At 33.0% G+C, this 16,987-nt stretch carries 14 protein-coding genes and 2 tRNA genes; 7 read left to right on the top strand and 9 right to left on the bottom strand.

The features are described 5' to 3' along the window. Positions 1-69 precede the first annotated feature (69 nt). The 3 genes from MTP08_RS03485 to MTP08_RS03475 form a co-directional block, all read right to left on the bottom strand. Positions 70-663 (bottom strand): plasmid pRiA4b ORF-3 family protein, encoded by a 594-nt coding sequence (locus tag MTP08_RS03485; protein WP_243577064.1) that lies wholly within the window; start codon positions 661-663, stop codon positions 70-72. A 133-nt stretch (positions 664-796) separates the two neighbouring features. Then, positions 797-1,828 (bottom strand): sensor histidine kinase, encoded by a 1,032-nt coding sequence (locus MTP08_RS03480; protein ID WP_209388956.1) that lies wholly within the window; start codon positions 1,826-1,828, stop codon positions 797-799. A gap of 46 nt (positions 1,829-1,874) precedes the next feature. Further along, entirely contained in the window at positions 1,875-2,552 is a 678-nt protein-coding gene (locus MTP08_RS03475) for a response regulator transcription factor (RefSeq protein ID WP_209388955.1), read from the bottom strand. 186 nt (positions 2,553-2,738) lie between these two features. Between MTP08_RS03475 and MTP08_RS03470 the strand changes: the two genes are divergently transcribed. Both MTP08_RS03470 and MTP08_RS03465 read left to right on the top strand, forming a co-directional pair. Beyond that, complete coding sequence (locus tag MTP08_RS03470; RefSeq protein WP_243577063.1) at positions 2,739-5,228, top strand: TonB-dependent receptor domain-containing protein; 2,490 nt, start codon at positions 2,739-2,741, stop codon at positions 5,226-5,228. Between the two features lie 25 nt (positions 5,229-5,253). Further along, the gene (locus tag MTP08_RS03465) at positions 5,254-6,465 is read left to right on the top strand and encodes a hypothetical protein (protein WP_243577062.1); all 1,212 of its coding nucleotides are present in this window, start codon (positions 5,254-5,256) and stop codon (positions 6,463-6,465) included. Between the two features lie 259 nt (positions 6,466-6,724). On the opposite strand, the gene MTP08_RS03460 is transcribed toward MTP08_RS03465, so the two are convergent. Both MTP08_RS03460 and MTP08_RS03455 read right to left on the bottom strand, forming a co-directional pair. Beyond that, positions 6,725-8,035, bottom strand: coding sequence for a dihydrolipoamide acetyltransferase family protein (locus MTP08_RS03460; protein ID WP_243577061.1), 1,311 nt, complete (start codon positions 8,033-8,035; stop codon positions 6,725-6,727). A gap of 63 nt (positions 8,036-8,098) precedes the next feature. Beyond that, positions 8,099-8,926, bottom strand: a complete 828-nt coding sequence (locus MTP08_RS03455; protein ID WP_243577060.1) for an SAM hydrolase/SAM-dependent halogenase family protein — start codon at positions 8,924-8,926, stop codon at positions 8,099-8,101. A gap of 121 nt (positions 8,927-9,047) precedes the next feature. On the opposite strand from MTP08_RS03455, the gene MTP08_RS03450 reads away from it, so the two are divergent. Then, complete coding sequence (locus MTP08_RS03450; RefSeq protein ID WP_243577059.1) at positions 9,048-10,004, top strand: PhoH family protein; 957 nt, start codon at positions 9,048-9,050, stop codon at positions 10,002-10,004. A 106-nt stretch (positions 10,005-10,110) separates the two neighbouring features. Beyond that, positions 10,111-10,776 (top strand): porin family protein, encoded by a 666-nt coding sequence (locus tag MTP08_RS03445; protein ID WP_243577058.1) that lies wholly within the window; start codon positions 10,111-10,113, stop codon positions 10,774-10,776. 98 nt (positions 10,777-10,874) lie between these two features. Here the strand turns inward: MTP08_RS03445 and MTP08_RS03440 are convergent, their stop codons facing one another. Further along, the gene (locus MTP08_RS03440) at positions 10,875-11,723 is read right to left on the bottom strand and encodes a hypothetical protein (RefSeq protein WP_243577057.1); all 849 of its coding nucleotides are present in this window, start codon (positions 11,721-11,723) and stop codon (positions 10,875-10,877) included. Between the two features lie 367 nt (positions 11,724-12,090). Here MTP08_RS03440 and MTP08_RS03435 point away from each other — a divergent pair, with 367 nt between their 5' ends. From MTP08_RS03435 to MTP08_RS03425, 3 genes are all read left to right on the top strand, one after another. After that, positions 12,091-12,267: a hypothetical protein gene (locus tag MTP08_RS03435; protein WP_243577056.1), complete on the top strand. Its 177-nt coding sequence runs from the start codon at positions 12,091-12,093 to the stop codon at positions 12,265-12,267. Between the two features lie 67 nt (positions 12,268-12,334). Continuing rightward, entirely contained in the window at positions 12,335-14,011 is a 1,677-nt protein-coding gene (locus MTP08_RS03430; RefSeq protein ID WP_243577055.1) for a tetratricopeptide repeat-containing sensor histidine kinase, read from the top strand. Continuing rightward, positions 14,004-14,666, top strand: a complete 663-nt coding sequence (locus MTP08_RS03425; RefSeq protein WP_243577054.1) for a response regulator — start codon at positions 14,004-14,006, stop codon at positions 14,664-14,666. Before MTP08_RS03430 ends, MTP08_RS03425 begins: the two co-directional genes overlap by 8 nt. Before the next feature lie 172 nt (positions 14,667-14,838). Here MTP08_RS03425 and MTP08_RS03420 read toward each other — a convergent pair. The 3 genes from MTP08_RS03420 to MTP08_RS03410 form a co-directional block, all read right to left on the bottom strand. Continuing rightward, positions 14,839-14,912, bottom strand: a tRNA-Asp gene (locus MTP08_RS03420). Positions 14,913-14,946: 34 nt separating this feature from the next. Next, a tRNA-Asp gene (locus MTP08_RS03415) sits at positions 14,947-15,020 on the bottom strand. Between the two features lie 316 nt (positions 15,021-15,336). Further along, on the bottom strand, positions 15,337-16,914 hold the full coding sequence (locus MTP08_RS03410; protein ID WP_243577053.1) for a DHA2 family efflux MFS transporter permease subunit: 1,578 nt from the start codon (positions 16,912-16,914) through the stop codon (positions 15,337-15,339). Positions 16,915-16,987 lie beyond the last annotated feature (73 nt).

The raw sequence follows: 16,987 nt of genomic DNA, 5'->3' as shown, positions 1-16,987 counted from the left end.
TTAAACCTAATTATTTCTTCATTATAGAACAAAAAAAACCCTGAATTTTCAGGGCTTGTATTTATTTTTTTATCTTTCGTTATCTTCATCCTCATCATCGAAAACATCGTCATTGTAGTCGTCTTCATCATCATCGAAATCGTCGTCTTCATCTTCGAAATTATTGCTTCCTCCAAAATCTTCATCGAAATTAAAATCTTCATCGAACAAAGGCATTGCAGACTTTTTGTTTTTTGAACCTGATGAATTTCCACTTTTCACCGGTGCTTTAAGAGGTGCATTACCAAATCTGTACGTCGTAATCGGGTAATTTACTCCTTTTGTTTCCTCTACAACCTCAACAAGTTCGCAGAAAAATTCCCAAAGATCTAAAAGCCCGTACTGAAACTGTGCTTTATCTCCCGCAGCTTCAAATGCTTCATCCACATATACGTCCGACATTATTTCGCCATCGCCATCATCACTCATATCTTCAAGAGGAACGCTTTTTACTACTGTCCCATCTTCTTCAAGAAGATTAAAAGTAGACAGCTCATCTCCACTAAGATTGAATGCACTTTTAATACCCAAATGTAAGTTCCACAGTGTCTGTTTTCCTTTGATTTCTACATCTCGGAAAATATCTTCTTTCGTATCTAATATTACACGGATTTTGTAAACCATATCAGTATTTCAATTACTTTTTTTGCCTTATTTATTATGATAAATTCTCGTTGCAAATATATAATAATTGATATTTCGCCAAAAATAATTATTCTTTTTTTAGAAAGTTTTTTTTTCTTACATTTCGCAGCAATCATTTGCTTTTTTCTAGCATGAAGCTGAATTTTGTTCCTTCCAGATAGACACTTTCTACGGTAATATTTTCATTGTGAGCCTCCAGAATGTGCTTTACAATCGCAAGTCCCAGACCAGATCCTCCCTGTCTTCTGCTTCGGCTGGTTTCTACTCTGTAAAAACGTTCGAAAATTCTTGGAAGGAGCTCCGCTTTTATCCCCATCCCATTATCTATGACCTCAATAAGTACTTTATTCCTAAGCACACTGGTTTTAACCACTACCTTTGCCTCTTGTCTGTTGACATAATGTATAGCGTTGGATATTAAATTAATAAAAACCTGCGAAATTTTCTGCTTATCTGCCTCCACAAAAATCTGTGGCTGTAAGGTCTGAATCTGTAATACGGTATTTTTTTTCTCTGCTTCGAGATCCAGCAGATCAAAAATCTCTCTAATTAAAAGATTGACATCAAATTTAGAAACATTAAGGTTTATTTCTCCGGCTTCCAGTCTGTTAATCATATCCAGATCATTCACTATTGCAATGAGTCTTTCTACCGAATTGTCTATTCGTTCGAGATATTTATCTCTTATATTCAGATTATCAACGCCACCGTCCATTAACGTTTCCACATAACCTTGAATTGAAAACAAAGGAGTTTTAAGCTCATGGGAAACATTTCCTATATATTCTTTCCGGTAACTTTCCATTTCCTTCATCATGTCCATTTCTGTGACTTTCTGCTGATTGAAATCTGAAAATCTCTCTCCCAGTTCTTTCAGGGTGATGTTATTCTGATCGCTGTATGCTATTTCGTCCGGTAGTATTTTAGATATTTTTCTTACCTGCTTTTTGGCGTAGTAATTAAACAGCAGTTCGATAACCAAATAATTGATGAAAAACATCAGCACAATTCCCACAATAAAACCTATCGTAAACTTGAATGTAGGATAGTAAATGTCTTTGAGAGCATCGAAACTGATGACCAAAACGAACATAACGATCGTTAAAAGACAGGCAGAAACAAAGGTAAGTCTGTAAAATTTCAATTTTACATTTTTTTGGATTAGGTATAAATGTAAGAAATCGGAATTATTAAACGATAAGTTTATATCCTATTCCTTTTAAAGTCTGTATGGTATTAATACCCAATTTTTCGCGAAGCCTTCTGATATGAACATCTATTGTTCTTTCGCCTACAATAACATCATTTCCCCAAACTTTTTCCAGAATTTCTTCTCGTTTAAAAACTTTTTCGGTGTTGGAAGCTAAAAGATACAACAAATCAAATTCTTTTTTTGGCAATAAAAACTGCTGTCCGCTTTTAGAAACCCTGAAATTATCTTTATCAATAATTAAATCTCCTATTTCTATCAGTTTAGATTGATCTGAAACCTGAGAAGTGAGTTTAAGAAGTGCATTTACCTTAGATATAAGAATTTTAGGTTTAATGATTTTCACGATATAATCATTCGCTCCCGCCTGAAAACCGGCCAACTGAGAAAACTCTTCGCTTCTTGCAGAAAGAAATACGATAAGTGTTTTTTGCAGTTCTTTTATTTTACGAAGTTCCTGGCAGGTTTCAATACCATCTTTCTCCGGCATCATTACATCTAGCAAAATAAGATCCGGGATAATTTCTTTTGCTTTTTCTATTCCTTCATTACCATTTGTAGCGGTGAATATGTGATAACCTTCTTTTTCCAAATTATAAGAAAGAATTTCAAGAATATCCAATTCATCGTCTATTAGAAGTATTTTCTTTTGGCTCATTTTAAATTTTTACGTTTCAAAGTTAACAATTTTTGAATGATGAATTAACATAATGCTTATCGTTCATATAAAGTTAACAATTATAAAGCTTTCGTAATGTTTAGTTAAGAAAAATTTAAATTTTACTAAACCAGACGAAGCACGAAACTTTTATTCCTTTGCACCGAAAGTAATAGTAAAAAGAAAATGAATTTTAGAAAACTGAGTATCGCTGCATTATTCCTTACTACAACAGGAACATTGTTTTACGCTCAAGAAAAGAATGACACCCTGAAAAATGAGAAAAAAATTGAAGGGGTAGTTATTAAAGGATCTACCAAAAAATCTACTGAAGCCAACCTTATTAATATGCAGAAAAAATCTGTTGAGGTAATAGAAAGAGTGGGTGCTGTACAATTGGCAAAACAAGGTGTGGGCGATGCAGCAACAGCTGTAACAAAAGCAACAGGAACTACAAAACAAGAAGGTAGCGGGCAGATTTTTGTAAGAGGACTTGGTGACAGATACAATAGTACAACATTAAACGGATTGCCAATTCCTTCGGACGATCCGGAATATAAAAACATCAATCTTGAGATTTTTAAAACTTCAATGATTGAATATCTTTCTTTAGATAAAGTTTACAACCCAAAAATGTTGGGTGACTTTGGAGGTGCAAGTGTAAACATTGTTTCGAAAGAACATACAGGAAAACCTTATTTTAAAATAGGTTTAGGAAGCAGTATCAATCTGCAAACTTATAATAAAAAAGATTTCAAACTTCAAGACGGAGGACCTGGATTTTTTGGATTTAAAGAAAGTAAATTTATTAAAGGAAATCCTTACCAAACCTATCCTATTACCACAAAATGGAATTTTAAAAACGCAGACAATCCTTTTAATTCTGACATGAACATTGAAGGAGGTGTAAGTTTCGGAAAATTGTCAGTTTTTGCTTATGCAGGTTTTGAAAATTCTTATGAATTTAGCCAAGGAGAGGAAGGTTACTATTTCCATGACAATACTCCGAGCAAAAAATTTACAGATGTAGAACGTTCGAAATATACAACGAATACAACTGCATTATTAAATTTAGCATATAAATTCAATGCTAATAACAAAGTTAACTTTACTTCAAACTTTATACATTCTTCTGATCAGTCTGCGAAAATCTACAAAGGATATTCTTATGATGTTGATAGAGATGTAATCATCAACAGAGGTGATAATAAAATTACAAATACTTGGGTAAACCAATTATTAGGAACCCATAAGCTAAATGATAGCTGGACTGGAGAATGGGCAGTTGGATACAATATGCTAAACAGTAAAAGACCAGATCGTTTGCAAAATACCATCGATGCAACAATCATGCAGCTTATTGCAGCGAGTGCCATTAATAATCACAGATATTTTGATGAACTGAAAGACAATACTGTTTTAGGACATGCATATCTTACAAAAAAATTAGACAGATTTAAAATTACCTTAGGATACGACGGTCAATATAAAGACAGAAGATTTGAGAATACTACCATCGGTATGAGCTACAATCTTGTTACCCAAATAGATCCTACGAATATTGATGGTTTCATAAACCCGATGAATAATTCTTTATTTATTTACCAAACATTTCAACCTACAGATAAATTATTTACTCCTTTCTTTTATACTGCAAAACAGAACATCCAATCTGGCTTAGCAAATGTAGATATTAATATTTCAGACAATTTTGTTGTACAGGTTGGAGGACGTTTCGACTACATCGATATGAAAATGAAATGGTTAGACGCGATAGCTGGAGAAGGTAATAAAAATAAACAATACAATAAGTTTTTACCTGCTCTAAATGCAAAATATAGCGTTAACGACAAACAAAATCTAAGATTAGCTTTCTCTAAAACGTACACTTTACCACAAGCAAAGGAAATCATACCGATTGCATATTATGACGTAACAAACAACATTTACGGTAACGAATATCTATATCCTTCGGATAATTATAATGCAGATCTTAAATGGGAATTTTTCCCGAAATCTGGTGAAGTAATTTCTTTAACCGCTTTTGGTAAATATATCCAAAATGCTATTGCAAGAACTTCTTATGCGAGTTCTGCACCAAGTGATATGTCGTATTTCAATGTTTCAGATTGGGGATACATTGCAGGTGCTGAAGCAGAATTCAGAAAAGACATTTATTCTTGGAACAATTCTAAATTGTACACATTCATTAATGCTACATATATGCATTCTCAACAGAAATTTAAATCTGAAGATCAAATTTCAAGAGAAAATGGTGGTGAAAAAGACATCAATCGCGGAAAAAGAATTGTTTTCAACACAGAAAAAGATGCAGTGCAAGGTGTGGCAGACTTTATTGCCAACGTTAATTTAGGCTACAACTACAAATGGAACAGCAATCTAAACAGTTTAGATTTTGTAGTTTCTTATTCTCACATAGGAAAAAACCTTTACACAGTAGGAACTGGAGGTATTGGTAACTTTTATGAAGTACCAAGAGAAATTCTGGATGCTAACATAACATTCAACTTAAAGAATATTGGTATTGGTATTTCTGCAAGAAACCTATTAAATCCTCATTTCAAAATTGAACAAGAAAATACTTCTCAGACTTTTATCCATAAAGATTATACAAAAGGACGCCAATTAGGTCTGAACTTATCTTATAAATTTTAATAAAAAATAAATCAATAAAAGAATTATGAAAAAAACATTTTTAAACGCAGCTTTATTCTTATCAATGGTTACCACAGTTTCTACAACGGCGATATCGTGTAGTAATTCTGATGACGATTCTTCACAAACTGTTTCTTCTTTAGATCCTTCTAACTTCAAAGGAAATATTGCAGCAGGAACTGTAGTAACATTAGATGCTTCAAAAGTATATACCATTACAGGTAGAGTTTTAGTAGAAAACGGTGCTACTCTTATTATTCCTGAAGGAACAAGAATTACTGTAGCTGAAGGTGCTAATTATCTTATCGTAGATAAAGGTGGTAAAATTTTCATGAACGGAACAGCAGCAAAACCAATCGTATTCGAAGGTACTGCACACAAGCAAGGACATTGGGGAGGTATTGTTATCTTAGGAAATGCTCCTACAAACAGAACTGCTGCAGGAACTTCTACTTCTGAACTTGGAGATTTAACATATGGTGGTACTAACACGTCTGATAATTCTGGAGTTATGAAATACGTAGTAATTAAAGACAGTGGTTTCAAATACAATCCTGAAAAAGAATTTAACGGTCTATCTTTATTCGGAGTTGGTAGCGGAACAACAGTTTCTTATGTTGCTGTAATCGACGGTGCAGATGATGGTATTGAATTTTTCGGTGGAAATGTAAACGCAGATCACTTACTTGTACTAGGTGTTGGTGATGACAGTATAGACTGGACTGAAGGATGGCAAGGAAGCGCTAACTATATTTATGCTGCAAGAAAAAAACAATATCAAACCGCTGCAGAGCCAGGAAACAGAGGTGTTGAAGCAGATACTCAGGATACCAATCCAAATACAACTTTTGGAAACGGAGTTTCTAATCCAAACATCACCAATGCAACTTTCTTAGGAAACACTTCAGGTTCTGAATCTCAAGGTATGAAAGTAAGAGCTGGATCAAACGGAAAATTCGACAATATCGTTTTAGCAAACTTCGCTACAGGTTTAGATTTTGAAACTGACAGAACATTATCTTGGTTCCAAGGTGGTTCTTACATTAAAAACCTAAACTTCGTGAACGTTACAACGAAATCTAAAGCTAAAAACACAGCAGGAACAGCAGTAGATATTTCTTCAATTTTCTCAGAAAATGCAAATGCAAACGGTGCAGGAAGCGGAACTGCTTTACCAGATTGGGCTAAATCTTGGAGCGGAGTAAGCTCTTTCGATACTACCGATGCAATGAATTAATAAAATTCAGAAAAGACACTTCATATTAACAAAGAATCGCGTTTGGTTTTATTTCCAAACGCGATTTTATATTATTATGTAATAATTAAAAGAAAAATAAATATTTATACAGCCTTTAAGAACCACAGTATTTACAAAATTTAGCCAAAAGAATAAAGTTAAACATTGTAAATACACAATTTATCAGAAAAAAATAATTCTTAAACAAAAAAACCTCCGAAAAATTCCGAAGGTTTATCATTAAAATAAATAATTGATTTTATATTTCTGTATTCAGATCCCAGTTCTGAAGATAATCATGAACATGCTTTAACATCATTCCTCCAAGAGAACCATCTACAACTCTATGATCGTAAGAATGAGACATGAACATTAACTGTCTAATGGCAATTACATCCCCATCTTTTGTTTCTAGAACTGCTGGTTTTTTAACAATAGCTCCAATTGCCAAAATAGCAACTTGTGGCTGAGGAATAATTGGCGTTCCCATAAGGTTTCCAAAGCTACCAACGTTAGAAATGGTATAAGTTGCTCCCTGTGTATCTTCTGGTCTTAATTTTTTATTTCTTGCTCTGTAAGCCAAATCGTTTATCGCTTTTGCCAAACCAGATAATGATAACTGATCTGCGTTTTTAATAACCGGAACAATAAGATTTCCGTCTGGTAAAGCTGTTGCCATACCAATATTAATATTTTTCTTTTTGATGATATTTTCTCCGTTAATAGAAACATTAATCATCGGGAAATCCTGAATTGCTTTTACAACCGCTCTTACAAAAATCGGCATGAAGGTAAGTTTTTCTCCTTCTCGTTTCTCAAAAATATCTTTATACTTATTTCTCCATTTTACAACATTGGTAACATCTGTTTCTATGAAAGAAGTAACGTGAGGAGCAATTTGTTTTGCTTTCACCATATTTTCAGCAATAATCTTTCTCATTCTGTCCATAGGAATTACTTCGTCCCCTACAGATGTAGAAATAGTTGTAGCCGGAGCTGTAGCAACAGTTTGAGGTGCAGAAACAGCCTGCTGAACCGGAGCCGATTGCTGAACTGGTTGATTTTCTCTATTCTTTACGTAAGCTAAAATATCTTCTTTGGTAATTCTTCCTTCTAAACCACTTCCCTTAATCGTTTTAAGTTCAGATTCTGAGATATTTTCCTGTTGTGCAATAGATTTCACTAAAGGAGAAAGATATAAATCTCCCGAAAACTCTGTTGATGCAGCAACTTTTAATGGTTCTTCAATGGTTTTTAAAGTTTCGGTATCCGGAGTAGTAGCCGCAACTTCATTTTTAACCTCTTCAGAAGGTGTACTTTCACCTTCGCCTTCAATTTCTAAAATAGCGATGGCTTCCCCAACTTTTGCAACCTCATCTTTCTGTTTAAGAATTTTCACAATTTTTCCCGAAACTGGTGTCGGAACGTCTGAATCTACCTTATCTGTCGCAATTTCTACTACCGAATCATCTTCTTTCACCTGATCTCCTTCGTTGAACAGCCAAGTGATAACCGTAGCTTCCATCACACCTTCTCCCATAGAAGGAAGCAATAATTTGTATTCTGCCATTTTTAAATTTTAGATTTTGACAAATATATAAAAAAAATCGGTTTTTTTATGAAATAGATAATTTTAGAAAAATTCGATGTAAATATTTTCTCCCACATTAAGACCGAAAAGTGTTTTTGCCCCATTCTTCCTGCTGCCTTTGTAAATCGTAAGTTCTAATTGGCCACTATCGTTGAAGATTGCCGCAGACTGCCCGTGGTATTCGGTTTCTCTATCCCAATCTGTTACAACTTCACAATGGCTGGAATAAATTTTAGACAAACTCAGATTCCTAAATTTGATGGTAAAGTTCTCATAACCTTTTGCTAAACTTTCAAAAAAATCTTTGCTGATATTGGATATAATATTTCCGAAATTATCAATATACATTACTTCACCAATAATCATTTTTTCAGTTTCATTAAAAACAGGTTTTGGAAACAGCAATTGTTTCGGTGATTCTATTTTTCTTCCTATAACTTCGGGCAATCCGCCGTTTGCCAAATGTACAGCAACAGGAATAAAAACATCTGTAGAAGTAAAATTTACAATATCATCAAAACGGTTGTTTAACGTAATTTCATAAACCGCTTCTGGCTTAATGTCGAAAAAAATAAGACTCAGTAATCCGTTATCGGCTGCAATAAAATAAGAACCATCCGCCTTGTACACAATATTTTTTCTTGATTTATGAAAAAAACTGTCTACAGAAATTATATGTATAGCACCTTTAGGAAAATACTGATACGCATTTCTAACGATATATGAAGTTTGTATTAAATTATGTGCCTGAATGTCGTGCGTAATATCCACCGTTGTAACTTCGGGGTTTAAAGACAGAATTTTTCCTTTCATTGCTGAAACTCTGTAATCTAAATATCCGAAATCTGAAGTAAGGGTAATAATCGACATGATAAAAATGATGGATTTGCAAATTTATTCAAAATAAAAGGAAAGGAATAAAATTTGTGGATAAGAATTTTGATGAAGATCTGAAAAAAACCATTAAATTTAAGAACTAAAAAATATTTGCATGTTTGAATTAACGTATGATTTAGAAGGTATTGATGCAAAAAACTTTTACGGAGTTAATAACCAATATTTCAATTTAATAAAATCCAGCTTTCCGACTCTAAAAATTACAGGTAGAGATCATTACATCTTTGCCATGGGGAATAAGGAAGCTTTAGATATATTCAGAAAAAAGCTTGATGATATTGTTGCTTACATTTCCCAAAACAATTCTATTGAGCTGAAAGATGTAGAAAATATCCTGAATATAAAAGATGAAAATGAGAAACAGCTTGTTTTTGATCAGGACATTATTGTAAAAGGTGTAAATGGCAAGATTATTAAGGCAAAAACCACCAATCTTAAAAAACTGGTAAAAGAAACCGAAAAAAAAGATATGGTTTTCGCTATTGGTCCTGCCGGAACCGGTAAAACGTACACAAGTGTTGCATTAGCCGCAAAAGCTCTAAGAGATAAACAGGTGAAAAGAATTATTCTCACAAGACCGGCTGTAGAAGCAGGAGAAAGTCTCGGTTTTTTACCCGGTGATCTTAAAGAAAAGCTCGATCCTTATTTACAACCGCTCTATGATGCTCTTCGTGACATGATTCCACATGAAAAACTCGAAGGTTTTATTGAAAAAAAAGTAATAGAAGTTGCTCCGTTAGCTTTCATGAGAGGAAGAACTTTAGATGACGCTTTTGTTATTCTAGATGAGGCACAAAATACCACACACGCTCAAATGAAAATGTTTCTTACGAGAATGGGTATGAATGCCAAATTTATCATTACCGGAGATCCTACTCAGATAGATCTACCTCCAAAACAGCACTCTGGACTAAAAGAAGCCATGAGAATTCTGAAAGAAGTAAAAGAAATTGGTTTTGTATATCTCACAGAGGAAGATGTGGTAAGACATCCGGTTGTGAAGAAGATTATTCTTGCATATAACGAGGAAGAAAAAAGAAATAGAGAATAAATTCTGTTTATGATTAATAAGTTTTCAGATTTTTATAAAATTATTTTAATATTCCATGAAAAGTGATATATTTGAACGCTAAAATTATTATAAAAATTAAAAAACTATGAAAAAACTTCTATTGGTAGCTGCTGCTATTGTTACAGGAGCAAGTATGAATGCTCAAGAATTCAAATTCGGGCCTAAAGCAGGTTATTCATTATCTACACTTAAATTTAAGGATAATAAGGATGTTGACAACACAGATCCTATGCATTCTTTTTTTGTGGGTGGAGTTGCAGAATATAAACTTAATGACAATTTTGGACTTCAGGGAGAAGTTTTATACTCTCCGCTTGGTGGAAAAATCAACGAAAAAGTTGAAGATCCGGATGATATGTCAACTTACATAAAAGTACACAACAAAACTACTTTTGGTACAGTACTCATTCCGGTATCAGCTAAATATTTTATCTCAGAAAACTTTTCAGTTTCTGCAGGTGCAAGTTTCGGATTCATTCTTTCTGCGAAATCTAAAACAGTAGCTGATGTTAGTTTTGGATTGGTTCCTGGTTTTGAGCTTTCAGGAAGTGATGAAAGCGATATTAAAGACCACGTAAACACTTTAAATATCGCTCCATTTTTGGGTGCAGAATACGCATTTGAAAACGGATTGTTTATTGATGCAAGATACAATTATGGAGTTTCTAACCTTGCGAAAGATTCTGGTGACGGAAAACTTACCAACAGCTTTTTACAGGTTGGTGTAGGTTTCAAGTTTGGAGGAAACTAATCTTAAAAGTAAGATATTCTACAAATTTTAATATTTACAATCCCCGATTTAGAAATCTAAATCGGGGATTGTATATTTAACTAAGCTGTTTGAAATAGTTAGTTATTTTCTACATATTTTGTAAAAATGTAATAACTCATCCTTTTCAGTTCTTTATCATTTTCAGGATTACTACCGTCTTCGGTGAAAAACTCTACATTATTTTTATATTTAGAATACCATATTCTATTAACATGCTTTAACGCAATTGTATCCGGTCTCATAATTTTTCTAAAATTTTTAAATTTGAATTCATCCATAGGAATGATTTTAAAACGTGTTCCCAGATGAGCATCGGCAGTTGCAATAAATTTTTCACCATTCCAATACATATAATGTTTCGTTGGCTCATTTGATTCCTGAACTTTATCTTCTACAATTCTGATTTTTTCAACGTTAGAAATATTTCCTTGTATATTCCGCTGTTCTATACTATATTTATCGTTTTCGGTAAGGTTCTCATTTTTGTCAATAAATTTATTTCCTGCAAAAAATCCGCCAATTACCAACAGTCCTAAAACACCTAGTCCATTTTGTTTTGTTAAAAATTCAGGCATTTTTAGAAGTGGCTTGTTAATAATATTGATGACAACATTAGAGATAGATTCTTTTACAGAAAACTCTACAGTTTTCCAATCCGCACAGTATTCTTTAAAATTATTATACCCTAAATAGATGCACAAATCATCTAGTATTTGCAGCTTAATGTTGTAATCTTCCCCTCTTATGACCAGAGAATTATAATAATTTTCGAATGTCTTATAGCTTAATACTATTCTAAAATCTTCTTTCAAGGTATTTTCCAAAGACTTTAAAATACCGCTGAATGATTGCTCTGTCGCATCATTGGAAGCTTTCTCAAAAACATCTTCTATTAATTTCTTCTTTTGAGATAAAAATTTTGACATATCATGATATTAGTTGGAAATGTATGAATATTGAAGAAAAACACTTTACGGTTTTCCGTATTTCTGTGTAAAAACTTTCCAGAAATTTTCCAAAAACTTTCTAACCCTAGCCTTCGTTTCTTACTCATATTTGCCTAAGAAATCGGTAAGAAAAAAACATTTGAAAACAAAGTTACAAAACTGATTTCAAAACCAACCTGATAAGACGGAGGAAAACTCTGACTTGGGAAGCAGAAATTTCTCTTCCGTTTTTGAAGGTTTACTTCCCAAAAATTTAAGAAGCGCTTCTTTTTTCAAAAATGTGGTAAATGCTCACAATCTGTTTTGTGAGGAATAACACTTATGCAATTTTTAAATTTTTAAAGTTATGTTACAATTTATTTTAATATTAATGGGATTAATTTCTAATCCTACAAACTCTAATAATAACACCTCAAATCTAGGTGATGAAGGAGGAACAACAACAATTATTACTCCGCCTAACCCAGGAGGAACGGGAGGAGAGGACGGACATCCTATTCCGCCAAGAAAAACTGGAGAATAAAAAATCTACACATAGCGAAAGTTCATTCTTTCGCTATTTTTTTATAATTTAGACAAAACTAAAGTCCTTGAAAAATTTTCCACTTTTATTATTTCTTTGTCTATTAATAATATCCTGTTCAAAAAATTCTCCCAAAGAAAAAAAAGAAACCAATGCTTTTTATGAAAAAGCTTTTGATTATAAGGAAGAAGGAAAAACCGACAGCTCCTTTTTATATTTTTATAAAGCAAAAGATGTTTTTTTTCAACAAAAAGACAGTTTTGGTATAGGGAAATGCTTGGCAAATCTTGCCATAATACAAGAAACAAAAGGTGATTATTTCGGAAGCCAAGAAACAGGATTAAGTGCATTAAAATATCTCAACGAAAATAATACGCTTAACCACACCTATTTATCTATAAATTACAACACTTTAGGAATGCTTTCAAGCAAACTAAAAGATTATAAAAAGGCTATAGAGTTTTATAAAAAAGCGATTTCTTTCTCTCAAGATTCTATCAATAAAAATATTTATACCACTAATCTTGCCAATAACTACAGAAGAAATAAAAATTATAAGACAGCCATAGAAATACTGAGTTCTAGTTTACCAAAAGCTTCCGAAAACAGCAATTCTTCTTCTAGAATATTGGATAATCTTGCTCTGGCAAAATATCTGGAAAATCCAAACTACAATCCTGTTCCGGAGTATCAGAAAGCTTTAAAAATAAGATTAAACGAAAAAGACAATTGGGGACTCAACTCCACTTATGCCCATCTTTCAGATTACTATACTGAAAAAGAGCCCGATTCTGCATTATTTTATGCCCACAAAATGTATGTAGTCGCCAAAGAATTACAAAGTCCCGATGATCAAATGGAAGCACTACAAAAATTAATTCCTTTAGACAATCTTCAGAATTCAAAAAAATATTTTAAGATTTATCAAAATCTTAGCGACAGCGTTCAGACAGCGAGAAATAAAGCTAAAAATCAGTTTGCGATGATTCGTTACGAAACTGAAAAAAATAAAACAAGCTTACTAGCCGCAAAAGCTGAAAGCACTGAAAGACAAAACCATATCATTAAGCAATATATTATAATGGGGGTGATCATTACGATTTTAATCGTGTTGGTTTTATGGTTTACAAAAAGGCAGCAAAGACTTCAGCAGGAAAAACTTTTAGAAATAAAAAATACAGAACTGAAATATTCTAAAAAAGTACATGATGTGGTTGCAAACGGACTTTATCATACCATGATTGAAATCGAAAACCAACCTGACTTAGATAAAGAAAAAATTCTTAACCGCATCGAAAAAATGTATGAAGAATCTAGAGATATTGCACATAACAGAATTCCGGAAAAAGATTTTTATTCCCGATTCAGTATGATGATAAATTCTTATTCATCTCAAAATCAAAGAATTTTGGCGGTGGGTTACCAAAAAGACATTTGGGAAAACATATCAGATAATGTACAGTCGGAGCTGTATTATATCATCAGAGAAATTCTGGTTAACATGAAAAAGCACAGCAAAGCAACTTTAGCCTCTCTAAAATTCGAAAAAAATAAAAAAAATATTACCATAAAATACACTGATAACGGCGTAGGCATACACAATTTAGAAAATAAAAAGGGAACCGGAATTCGAAATACGGAAAACCGTATTGAAGTAATGCGTGGAGATATTATTTTTGAAAAAAATCCGAATGGTGGATTAATAATACAAATTACCATTCCAACACATTTGAAGTATGTTTAAAAAAATTTTAATTGCAGAAGATCACGAAATAAGAAACCTCGGAGTTATCAACACATTAACTGATATGCATATTCAAAATTTTGAATTTGTAAGTTATTGTGATGAGGCTGTAGAGAAATTACAGACTGCTTTAGAAGAAGAATATCCTTATGATTTGCTCATTACCGATTTATCTTTCGATGCAGATTATCTTCAACAAAATATTCGTTCCGGACAAGAATTAATACATAAGGCAAGAGAAATTCAGCCTGAATTAAAGATCATTGTTTTATCAATAGAAAATAAGCCCAAAATAATTGATGATCTTTTTAAAACACACCATATAGATGGTTTCGTGAGCAAAGGCAGAAACGATGGAAAAGAACTGAGAAACACGATGAAAAAAGTATTCGGAGGTGAAACAGTAATTCCTTTGGAAATTCTTAATACAATCCGCAATTATTCATTCAACTTTACGGATTACGACTTAACCTTACTGCATCTTCTTACAAAAGGACAAAAGCAAACTGACATAGAAAAACATTTTAAAGAGAATAAAATACAGCCACACAGTAAAAGTTCAATCGAAAAACGATTAAGCGAATTGCGAGAAATTCTCGGTGCAAAAAACAATATCGAAATGATTGTTATTTGCAAGGATATGGGAATTATATAAAATTTTATCCTATAACAATTTTATAAATTTTATTTCATTTTTTTAATGAAATAATTAATCTGTACTTGAGTTTAAAATAAAAAAAATTTATTTACAAACTATTTTAACAAAAATAAAAACCCTTCAAATCTCAGGATTTAAAGGGTTTTGTAATAATTTACATTTCTGCTTGCGATCCGGACGGGACTCGAACCCGCGACCTCCGCCGTGACAGGGCGGCATTCTAACCAGCTGAACTACCGGATCAATTTTTTTAAAGTTAAAATTGTAAAAACTTAAGCGATCCGGACGGGACTCGAACCCGCGACCTCCGCCGTGACAGGGCGGCATTCTAACCAGCTGAACTACCGGATCTTTAACAATATTCTTGGAAAAAGCTATCTTCGATTATTGTGGTTGCAAATATATAGCTTTTTTAGCAATCTGCAAATTCTTACTAAGAATATTTTTAATATTTAAGCTAAATAACAGATTATCAAAATGGTTTTTTATAGTAAAACTGTAAACTAGAAAGGAAAAAGGTAATTCAACCCTTTATTTAAAAGGGTTGAAGGATAGTCTAAATAAGATAATTTCTATTTGGTTGGAAAAAAAATATCATCAACTACAAACTCTAAAACACTTATTTTCCATAAAAAAAACCTCTGAAAAATTTCAAAGGTTTTTATTTTTAGTGTAATGCTTCACTTAAATCTATTTTTTCTTTACTTTTTCTTTCTCTAATGAAAAGAATAAAAGGGATACAGACTAGGAAAGCAATTCCCAAATAGAGAAATACATCCATATAAGATAATACTGTTGCCTGTTTTGTGACATTAAGATCCAGAATTTTGTAAGCTGCATTCAATGCTGCATCAGGAGTCATTCCTTTAGCAATAAAACTCGCTTTTAATCCTTGTATTCTTTGCTGTACATCAAAATCATTAGAATCGAGATGGCTTATTAAATTAATCCTATACTTTTGGCTGGCGTTGGCAATAAATGTTGTAATTGCCGCAATCCCAAAAGATCCTCCCAATTGCCTCATCATACCTGTAAAAGCTGCGCCCTGCCCTATTTCCTGACCTTTTAAAGTGCTTAAAGATAGTGAGGTTATAGGTATAAAAAGCAGTCCTAATCCCATTCCTCTCACAATAAGCATCCAAAAGAATGCATCTTTACTTGTATCCGGTGTAAGGATTTTGTACCCCCAAAAACTGTAAACGAAAAATATAAATAATCCTAAAGATACCAAAATCTGCTGTTTTGCTCCTCTTGATAATAACTTACCAATGATAGGCATCATAAATGCAGTTGTTAATGCTGCAGGAATCATTAATGCACCAGATTGTAGAGCCGTCCAACCCAAAATACTTTGAGTATACAAAGGGACTATAAATGTAGATCCGTACAACCCAAATCCTAAAACAAATGACATTACGGTTCCTATCCTTAAATTTCCATTCTTTAAAACCCGAAGTTCTACAATGGGGTATTTAAAGGTAAGTTCTCTCCAGAGAAACAGTATAAATCCTAAAACAGCTGTTGCGGTAAATGTTACAATTACACCACTTTCGAACCAATCTTCTTCATGACCCCTTTCTAAAATAAACTGTAATGAACCTACCGTTAATGCTAACAGGGCAATTCCTAACCAATCTACATCAGAAACTTTTCTTTTCTCTGAAAATTTTGGACTTTTCACGAATTGAAGTGTCATTAAAGTAGCTGCAATCCCAATTGGAATATTAATGTAAAAAATATAAGGCCAACTGTAATTATCTACAATATACCCTCCCAAAGGCGGACCTAAAGTAGGACCGATAATTACTCCCAAACCGTAAATTGCCTGAGCCATACTTCGTTTTTCAACGGGATAAGACTCTGTAATTATTGTTTGTGAGGTTACCAGTAAAGCTCCGCCACCAATTCCCTGCATCAACCTGAAAAATACCAGTTCCCAGATATTGGTTGCGTTTCCGCATAAAAAGGAGAATAAAGTAAATATAATAATGGATGCTGCAAAATAATTTCGTCTTCCAAATTGCTGCGAAAGCCAGCTCGTCATAGGAACGATGATTACATTTCCGATTGCATAGGCTGTAATTACCCATCCAACCTCAGAAAGTGTAGCTCCAAGATTACCCTTCATCTCATTAAGAGCGACATTCACAATCGTAGAATCTACGATTTCCAGCAAAGCACAGAGAATGGCAGTAATTGTAATAATTACCCTTCTTGCACCATATTCTACTAATGAATCTTGCATATTATTTTTAGTTTATTAAAAAACATAGAGATTGAGAAATCTGAAAATCTGAAACTTTAAATTCAACCTCTTA

Source organism: Chryseobacterium oryzae, assembly GCF_022811665.1.
In the GTDB taxonomy this organism is placed as follows: domain Bacteria; phylum Bacteroidota; class Bacteroidia; order Flavobacteriales; family Weeksellaceae; genus Chryseobacterium; species Chryseobacterium oryzae.
Note: the sequence above shows the minus strand (reverse complement) of the source record. Positions and strands in the feature narration are given on the sequence as shown.

Coding starts and splice junctions, on each gene's coding strand:
- MTP08_RS03485 (WP_243577064.1), bottom strand. CDS start 663: ATGGTTTACAAAATCCGTGTAATATTAGATACGAAAGAAGATATTTTC.
- MTP08_RS03475 (WP_209388955.1), bottom strand. CDS start 2,552: ATGAGCCAAAAGAAAATACTTCTAATAGACGATGAATTGGATATTCTT.
- MTP08_RS03470 (WP_243577063.1), top strand. CDS start 2,739: ATGAATTTTAGAAAACTGAGTATCGCTGCATTATTCCTTACTACAACA.
- MTP08_RS03465 (WP_243577062.1), top strand. CDS start 5,254: ATGAAAAAAACATTTTTAAACGCAGCTTTATTCTTATCAATGGTTACC.
- MTP08_RS03460 (WP_243577061.1), bottom strand. CDS start 8,035: ATGGCAGAATACAAATTATTGCTTCCTTCTATGGGAGAAGGTGTGATG.
- MTP08_RS03455 (WP_243577060.1), bottom strand. CDS start 8,926: ATGTCGATTATTACCCTTACTTCAGATTTCGGATATTTAGATTACAGA.
- MTP08_RS03450 (WP_243577059.1), top strand. CDS start 9,048: ATGTTTGAATTAACGTATGATTTAGAAGGTATTGATGCAAAAAACTTT.
- MTP08_RS03445 (WP_243577058.1), top strand. CDS start 10,111: ATGAAAAAACTTCTATTGGTAGCTGCTGCTATTGTTACAGGAGCAAGT.
- MTP08_RS03440 (WP_243577057.1), bottom strand. CDS start 11,723: ATGTCAAAATTTTTATCTCAAAAGAAGAAATTAATAGAAGATGTTTTT.
- MTP08_RS03435 (WP_243577056.1), top strand. CDS start 12,091: ATGTTACAATTTATTTTAATATTAATGGGATTAATTTCTAATCCTACA.
- MTP08_RS03425 (WP_243577054.1), top strand. CDS start 14,004: ATGTTTAAAAAAATTTTAATTGCAGAAGATCACGAAATAAGAAACCTC.
- MTP08_RS03410 (WP_243577053.1), bottom strand. CDS start 16,914: ATGCAAGATTCATTAGTAGAATATGGTGCAAGAAGGGTAATTATTACA.